Annotated in this window: 9 protein-coding genes; 6 read left to right on the top strand and 3 right to left on the bottom strand. The window is 42.8% G+C overall.

Features of this window, described 5'->3' with window-relative positions; genetic code table 11:
* The first annotated feature begins 93 nt into the window (after positions 1–93).
* Positions 94–1,413: an ABC transporter substrate-binding protein gene (locus VB732_RS05730; protein WP_323229873.1), complete on the top strand. Its 1,320-nt coding sequence runs from the start codon at positions 94–96 to the stop codon at positions 1,411–1,413.
* A 63-nt stretch (positions 1,414–1,476) separates the two neighbouring features.
* On the opposite strand, the gene VB732_RS05735 is transcribed toward VB732_RS05730, so the two are convergent.
* Complete coding sequence (locus VB732_RS05735) at positions 1,477–2,319, bottom strand: hypothetical protein (protein ID WP_323229875.1); 843 nt, start codon at positions 2,317–2,319, stop codon at positions 1,477–1,479.
* Between the two features lie 551 nt (positions 2,320–2,870).
* Between VB732_RS05735 and VB732_RS05740 the strand changes: the two genes are divergently transcribed.
* Together VB732_RS05740 and VB732_RS05745 are read left to right on the top strand one after the other, a co-directional pair.
* Positions 2,871–3,188, top strand: coding sequence for a hypothetical protein (locus VB732_RS05740; protein WP_012409297.1), 318 nt, complete (start codon positions 2,871–2,873; stop codon positions 3,186–3,188).
* Positions 3,189–3,385: 197 nt separating this feature from the next.
* On the top strand, positions 3,386–5,113 hold the full coding sequence (locus VB732_RS05745) for a succinate dehydrogenase/fumarate reductase flavoprotein subunit (RefSeq protein ID WP_323229993.1): 1,728 nt from the start codon (positions 3,386–3,388) through the stop codon (positions 5,111–5,113).
* A gap of 82 nt (positions 5,114–5,195) precedes the next feature.
* On the opposite strand, the gene VB732_RS05750 is transcribed toward VB732_RS05745, so the two are convergent.
* Both VB732_RS05750 and VB732_RS35940 read right to left on the bottom strand, forming a co-directional pair.
* Entirely contained in the window at positions 5,196–5,396 is a 201-nt protein-coding gene (locus VB732_RS05750; RefSeq protein ID WP_323229877.1) for a DUF6887 family protein, read from the bottom strand.
* Between the two features lie 15 nt (positions 5,397–5,411).
* Positions 5,412–5,531, bottom strand: coding sequence for a DUF6888 family protein (locus tag VB732_RS35940; RefSeq protein WP_416235730.1), 120 nt, complete (start codon positions 5,529–5,531; stop codon positions 5,412–5,414).
* A 41-nt stretch (positions 5,532–5,572) separates the two neighbouring features.
* Between VB732_RS35940 and VB732_RS35945 the strand changes: the two genes are divergently transcribed.
* The 3 genes from VB732_RS35945 to VB732_RS05760 form a co-directional block, all read left to right on the top strand.
* Positions 5,573–5,719, top strand: a complete 147-nt coding sequence (locus VB732_RS35945) for a DUF6887 family protein (RefSeq protein WP_416235731.1) — start codon at positions 5,573–5,575, stop codon at positions 5,717–5,719.
* Positions 5,720–5,846: 127 nt separating this feature from the next.
* On the top strand, positions 5,847–6,809 hold the full coding sequence (locus tag VB732_RS05755) for a protochlorophyllide reductase (RefSeq protein ID WP_323229879.1): 963 nt from the start codon (positions 5,847–5,849) through the stop codon (positions 6,807–6,809).
* Positions 6,810–7,554: 745 nt separating this feature from the next.
* The coding region (locus VB732_RS05760) for an ELWxxDGT repeat protein (RefSeq protein WP_323229880.1) at positions 7,555–7,882 on the top strand (328 nt) is incomplete at its 3' end.

Consider the following 7,882-nt stretch of genomic DNA (forward strand, 5'->3'; position numbering starts at 1 on the left):
TCTTTTGGAGTCCTGATAAGATACAGCTAATTTAAAAATCTAGTTTGAATCTTACTTTTAGGCTCCTAAATATCTGAGGAGTCAAAGTTACTTATGAAAAAGATTAGCGCCGCCTTAAGCTTCAGTATAGCTACCCTAGCAATTGGGTTCCTAGTTGGGGCTTGTGGTGATAACAGTACCCCCAATGGCACAGCTAACACAGGAAATACAGCTACCCCAGCAGCAAACTCAACTAATACAAGCAGTGCTAAAGGGCTAAAAATTGGTTCCCTGCTACCGACAACAGGCGACTTAGCTTCTGTTGGACAGCAGATGCTAGGTTCTGTCCCTTTACTCGTTGATACAGTTAACGCTTGCGGTGGTGTGAATGGTGAACCAGTTACCTTAGTGCAAGTAGACGACCAAACCGACCCTAGAGCAGGTGCAGCTGGTATGACCAAACTAGCAACTTTAGATAAAGTTGCAGGTGTAGTTGGTTCATTTGCCAGTAGCGTTTCTAGTGCAGCAGTCTCGATTGCTACGCCGAATAAAGTTATGCTGGTTTCCCCTGGTAGTACCAGTCCCATATTTACCGAAAAAGCCCAAAAAGGAGACTATAAAGGCTTTTGGGCGCGTACTGCTCCCCCCGATACCTACCAAGCACTAGCTTTAGCTCAACTTGCCAGAAAAAAAGGTTTCCAGCGAGTTTCCACAGTCGTGATTAATAACGACTATGGCGTTGGCTTTGAAAAAGCATTTGTGCAAACTTTTGAAAAATTGGGTGGAACCATCGTTAATAAGGATAGGCCAGTCCGCTACGACCCGAAAGCGCAGACATTTGATACAGAAGCATCTGCTGCTTTTGCTGGTAAACCAGATGCAGTCCTGGCAGTACTTTATGCTGAAACTGGTAGTCTGTTCCTGAAAGCCGCCTATCAGCAAGGTGTAACAAAGGGAGTGCAGATTCTACTGACAGATGGCGTGAAATCACCTACTTTTCCTGAACAAGTTGGCAAAGATGGTGATAAATATATTTTAACTGGAGCGATCGGTACAGTACCCGGTTCCGATGGCAAAGCACTAGAAGCTTTCAACAAACTATGGAAAGAGAAAAAGGGTAATGAACCAGGCGAATACGCTCCTCAAGCTTGGGATGCGGCTGCGTTATTGACATTGGCAGCACAAGCTGCTAAAGAAAATACAGGTGTTGGCATAGCTAGCAAAATCCGTGAAGTCGCTGATGGGCCTGGTACGGAAGTTAGCGATGTCTGCGAGGGATTGAAGTTACTTAAAGAGGGTCAGAAGATTAACTATCAAGGAGCTAGCGGCAACGTAGATGTTGATGCTAACGGCGATGTCATCGGTGTATACGATGTTTGGACGGTAGGGGAGGATGGCAAAATCAAGGTAATTGATAAAGTTACCCCCAAATAGAAAATCAAGAATTAGGAGTTAAGAGCTATGAATGAAATATTACTAGCTCTTAACTCCTAACTCTTATAATCCAGTGAAGTTGTAACCAACTCCTAACAACAAGCCAATATCAGTTTGATCGAAAAATCCTGCATTAACAGAGGCCGTTGCTGTGAATTGAGGAGTTAGAGGCAGATCAATGCCACCAGATACTAAAAAGGCAAATTGGGAATCATCACCAGTTTTGTAAGCTGCACCCACACCAACGTAAGGTGCAATGGGCAAAGGTTCGCTAAAAGCATCTGCTGATTGGAAGGTAAAATCGTAGGTGATCGGAAGTAAAATTGTGGTGTTGTCCCCAAGTACGGCAGAGGGTCGCACCGATATAGAATTTGTCAGTGCAACTTTACTAACTACCGCGAAGTTACCATCGCCCAAAGATGAGTCTCCACCACTCAAACCAATGTTAGCAGCAACGCCAATATAACTGCTGCCACCACGGTTTGTTCTACCTAAATCAATATCCGATTGCGCCACTTTGGTAGCAGATGGTTGAGCAGTCGTTTGAGAAGTCAGTTGTACAAACTCAGAAGTAAGCGTTGCAGATGAAGTTGCTACAGTGCCTGGAATGGGTGTAGACGTTAAACTGGCGTTTTCCTGCATTGCAGCGTTTACGGGCTGCTGTACCTTAGCTAGATTTGTTGCTGTGAATGTTTCAATTGTCTCTGTAGAGAGCTTTTGACTTACAGTGTCTAGTTCTGTACTAAACTCGTTGGGAGACGCTAGAGTTGCGGAAGGGTCGGTTAATACTTGACCGTTTACTTTGTCTACTGTCTGGGCACTTGCAGGTAAGCTGCTACTCAAAACTGCAAGAGCAGCTATACCCGACAACCAAAAAACACCTTTATGAAGAAAAATTGTATTCACGTTCACTCCTAAAACAACATTGCCACGAAAAATAAAGATTTTTGTTGATTTAAGTCAACAAATTCGGGCAATACTCAAAATTTAACACCAAAAAATCGGATTTTACCTGCTGATTTTGCTGGATTTATTCTCTGGATTTATCTATAGTCCTAACGCACTACCAACCTGAGATGTGCGGCATAACACACCCAACAAAACCAAGGATTTTTCGTGTTGGGTTTCGTTCCTCAACCCAACCTACTCGTAAATTTATCAAAGCCTTAATAATCAAGGGTTATAAATTTTTATTTAACGAGAGTAATAGAAGAGCGTTAGGAATTGTGTGTACAAGGGAAGGGGAGAATTCTGGGCAGTGATGACTACAGGAAAAGGCTTCCCGTCGAGTATGCTTGGTCTATCTAGGCTATGCAGGGCGATGAATTGCACTTTGTAACAACAAAAGTTAATTGTGAAGCAATATTACGAAGCTTGCAAAAATATTTAGAAATTGTCTACAAAGCAAACATGGTTCTAACGTAGAACCTATATAGGAGAGACTTGAGGCAAATGTGATGAGCGGAAATAATATTCAAAAGTATCGGTTTGTCTGTACGCTGACTTTTGGTGATATCTACGGTCAAATAATTGTTTGGTTAATTACAATTACCCTAAGTTTGGCATCTGCCTTGGCGCTGATGGGTGCCAAGCGTCCTGTGTACGCTTTAGCAACTGCGGGTTTGGTCGTTCTGCTATCGCTACCTTTCTTGTTGTTTGCGTTTGTCACGACCTTGTTAAATCATATTGAAGTCAGTCCTGTAGGGCCGGGAACCAAAATGGAACCCATACCAGGTAATGTATCTCAACAACAACCTGTGCAAGCAGCTAGCTAAAGATTTAGGATTTAGGAATGAAGACCTAACTCTTCATTTTTAATTTTTTACTCCTAATTTCAAAATTTGTAATAAATTCCTTGTCTAGAGACAGGGAATTTTTTTGTAGAGATGCTACGGCGATCGCAGCAATGCACTACCTGATTAATCACATCTCTACAATAGAACAGCAGGGGTTTGCAATCAGGGGGCTAATTATGCTGGAACACGATGTAATTATTGTTGGCGGTGGATTGGCGGGATGTCGCGCTGCTGTGGAAATTGCCCGTATTGACCCCAATTTAAACATTGCTGTGGTTGCTAAAACCCACCCAATTCGATCGCACTCGGTGGCGGCTCAAGGTGGTATGGCTGCGTCGCTAAAAAATGTTGATTCCCAAGATAGTTGGGAAGCACATGCTTTTGATACTGTCAAGGGTTCTGATTATTTGGCAGACCAAGATGCTGTAGCAATTCTCACCCAAGAAGCGCCAGATGTGGTAATTGATTTGGAACATCTAGGCGTTTTGTTCTCTCGCTTACCCGATGGTCGCATTGCCCAACGAGCTTTTGGCGGGCATTCCCACAACCGTACTTGTTATGCTGCCGATAAGACCGGTCACGCAATTTTGCACGAATTGGTTAACAATTTGCGGCGTTATGGTGTGCAAGTCTATGAAGAATGGTATGTGATGCGCCTCATTTTGGAAGAGAATGAGGCGAAAGGTGTGGTGATGTTCCATCTTTTGGATGGACATATAGAGGTGGTGCGAGCCAAGGCGGTGATGTTTGCCACAGGGGGCTATGGTCGCGTTTATAATACTACCTCTAATGATTACGCCTCTTCGGGTGATGGTTTGGCAATGACTGCGATCGCAGGTTTGCCCCTTGAAGATATGGAATTTGTGCAATTTCATCCCACTGGCTTATATCCGGTAGGGGTGCTGATTTCAGAAGCAGTAAGGGGTGAAGGGGCATATCTGATTAACAGTGAAGGCGATCGCTTTATGGCGAATTATGCACCCAGCCGCATGGAATTGGCTCCTCGTGATATTACCTCACGCGCGATCGCTTATGAAATTCGCGCCGGTCGTGGTATTCATCTCGACGGTAGTGCCGGTGGCCCCTTTGTCTATTTGGATTTGAGACATTTGGGTAAAGAAAAAATTATGAGTCGCGTTCCCTTTTGTTGGGAAGAAGCCCATCGTTTGGTGGGTGTTGACGCGGTAACTCAACCGATGCCAGTCCGCCCGACAATTCATTATTGTATGGGTGGTATCCCAGTTAACACTGATGGGCAAGTCCGCAGTAGTGGTGATGGTTTAGTTGATGCTTTCTTTGCGGCTGGCGAAACATCTTGTGTTTCCGTACATGGTGCGAACCGCCTTGGTAGTAACTCCTTGTTGGAATGTGTCGTTTATGGCAAGAGAACTGGGGCTGCGATCGCCAAATTCGTCCAAAAACGAAAATTACCCTCTGTAGATGAGCAACGCTATGTAACGCAAGCCCAGCAAGAAATTCAAGCTTTGTTAGAACAACCAGGAGAGTATCGTATTAACCAAGTCCGTCAAGCCTTCCAGGATTGTATGACTGATTACTGTGGCGTTTTCCGCACTGAGGCATTAATGAGTGAAGGGTTGCACAAATTAGCAGAAATCCAACATCAATATCCACAAATTTATTTAGATGATAAAGGTAGTTGCTGGAATACAGAACTTGTGGAAGCCTTAGAATTGCGAAGTTTGATGATAGTGGGACAGACGATTTTGGCATCAGCTTTAAATCGGCAAGAAAGTCGGGGCGCTCATTTCCGCGAAGATTATTCCGAGCGAGATGATACAAACTTTCTGAAACACACAATGGCTTACTATTCACCAGCCGGAATTGATATTCAATATCGTCCGGTGGCGATTACTATGTTTGAGCCAAAAGAGCGGAAGTATTAGCAAAAAGTAAATTTATATGGAAAATCGAGGGGACTATAAAAACTTTGTCCACCTCGATTAAAAATATGAAATGATTAAGTTATCAATCGGAACCTAATTGTTTCTGAATTACAGCTATTATCTTTTCTTCCCAAGCTGGATCATTTAATTGTATTGCAGCATAACGATGACGAGATTTTCGTCTATCCATATAAGCATAAAAAGCTTCTTTATCATCCTTGTGGGTGAGAAAGTAACTCTTTAGCTCTTGGTCGCTCATTGCTGTATAGTTTACCTGATTCATAGTTTTATACTACATTCATCTTGTCCAGCCAATATAAATATATATATTGAGCGATCGTTCATCTAATCGCACGATATGAATCGGTTGGAACATCACATTTTGAAGGATGAGATTGCAGTCATAATTGATCAACATGGGAATTGGAAATTTGTTGTATGATGCAGAACCTCAACCAGATGACCAATACTGAACTGAAACGATATCTTTCAGAACATAGAAATCAAAAGGAAGAGTTTCGGGCTGCATTGCAAGTTTTGATGACTCGTTGTCCGCTACACAACACCCTTATCCTTTCGATCTTGATGATCCTGAGAGCGAGGTAGAAGCTCTTTTGTTAGAGAAACTCAATCGAACTGAGTGAGAAGCGATCGCCAACCATAGCAGAGGTGGTGACTCAGTGATGTAAAATTCTGAAGAGAGAAAAAGGTGATTAACAGAGTCTGAATAGCAATGGTACAGGATAGGAAGTCAACGGTTGTAATCACAGGTGCCTCTTCAGGGGTCGGTTTGTACGCTGCCAAGGCTCTTGCTGAAAGGGGATGGTATGTAGTGATGGCCTGTAGGGATGTAGCCAAAGCTCAACTGGCAGCCCAATCTGTGGGAATTCCGCATCAGGGCAGCTACACTATCATGCATATCGATCTTGGCTCTTTGGATAGTGTTCGAAAATTTGTGAATAACTTTCGAGCAAGCGGACACTCTCTAGACGCTTTGGTGTGCAACGCTGCGATTTATATGCCCTTAATAAAAGAGCCTTTACGCAGTCCAGAAGGTTACGAGTTAACTGTCACCACAAATCACCTCGGACATTTTCTACTGTGCAACCTAATGCTAGAGGATCTACAGAAGTCATCTTCAGAGTCAAGGCTCGTAATTTTGGGAACTGTTACCCACAATCCAGACGAACTGGGTGGGAAGATTCCGCCGCGTCCTGACTTGGGCGATTTGCAAGGCTTTGCAGAAGGGTTTAAAGAGCCGATCTCAATGATTGATGGTAAGAAATTTGAACCAGTCAAAGCTTACAAAGACAGCAAGGTTTGCAACGTCCTAACCATGCGGGAACTGCATAAGCGCTATCACGAGTCAACCGGTATCGTCTTCAACTCTCTCTATCCGGGATGTGTTGCAGAAACTCCGCTATTTAGAAACCACTATCCCCTATTTCAGAAAATCTTCCCATTATTCCAGAAGTACATCACCAAAGGATATGTATCTCAAGAGTTGGCGGGAGAACGAGTTGCGGCGGTGGTTGCCGATCCTGAGTACAATCAATCCGGTGTGTATTGGAGTTGGGGAAATCGCCAGAAGGAAGATGGTAAATCCTTTGTTCAAAAGGTTTCTCCTCAAGCCCGCGATGATGACAAAGGCGATCGCGTATGGCAACTAAGCGCCAAGTTGGTTGGACTGGCTTGATGGCATAGAATTTGGCTTTAACCTTGGACATAATTTATCTATTTATCAATCCACTTTTTTGCATAAATGGGCATTATGTCCAGGCTAAAAATGCTTGAGATGACTTAATAATCACCTCTGACTTAATTAATAACTTTGTTTAATTGCCACTTTTTTCTGTAAGCTAGAACTCTGAGATAATCTTCAGTGAAAGCAAAGAAGATTAATTATTATGATGAGTTCTGAACTTGGCAAAAAGTGCATTTATCCATAGGGTGATTAAGAATTGCGATCGCGTTAATTTGTACCTATTGCATGTATATAGCATTTTAGAGAATGACTATATTGCAATGCTTACTGGATTAGGATTTTCAGTAAAAAAACATTCCATACTAGAGGCTGGCAGATATGTACCCCTAATAAATTGGCTTTATATCTTTATATAAAGAAAAATAAAGAAATAATTCAGAATCGATTAGTGTAAGGATTCAGTACTGCCATTGAAGATCGCTATATTTGGATATTTAGTAGAGGATCTTAAACCCCTTGATTCATTTGCCAGTTGCTTAACTTCTTGTTAATTAACTCTCCTGACTCCTAAGTTCTTTGTCGATAAAATTCCACATCTTTACTGAGGCTGTTTAATTGTAAAAAAGCGAAGCTAAGGCATTCAACGATCCACATCTTTGCAAGCAAGAAACAGGAGCATAAACCAACGCCTGATTTCGCTTGTGATTTTTATCCAAAGGTTTAAGGAAAAACGGTTATGGCAGCAGAAGAAGCATCGATTAGCCTCGTCAAAGATATAAATACTAGTGGAGTTTCCTCTAACCCGCAAAATTTGACCAATGTCAATGGAACGCTGTACTTCGTTGCTATTGACAGCAGTGGTGGCTATGAACTGTGGAAGAGTGATGGCAACGAGGCTGATACCGTCATTGTTAAGGATATTTTCTCTGGTACGGGTAGCTCAACTCCGCAAAATCTGACCAATGTCAACGGCACACTTTACTTTAGAGCGATCGACAGCAGTGGTGGCTCTGAACTGTGGAAAAGTGATGGTACGGAAGCTGGTACTGTCCAAGTCAAGGATA

Source organism: Nostoc sp. UHCC 0252 (assembly GCF_034931145.1).
In the GTDB taxonomy this organism is placed as follows: domain Bacteria; phylum Cyanobacteriota; class Cyanobacteriia; order Cyanobacteriales; family Nostocaceae; genus Nostoc.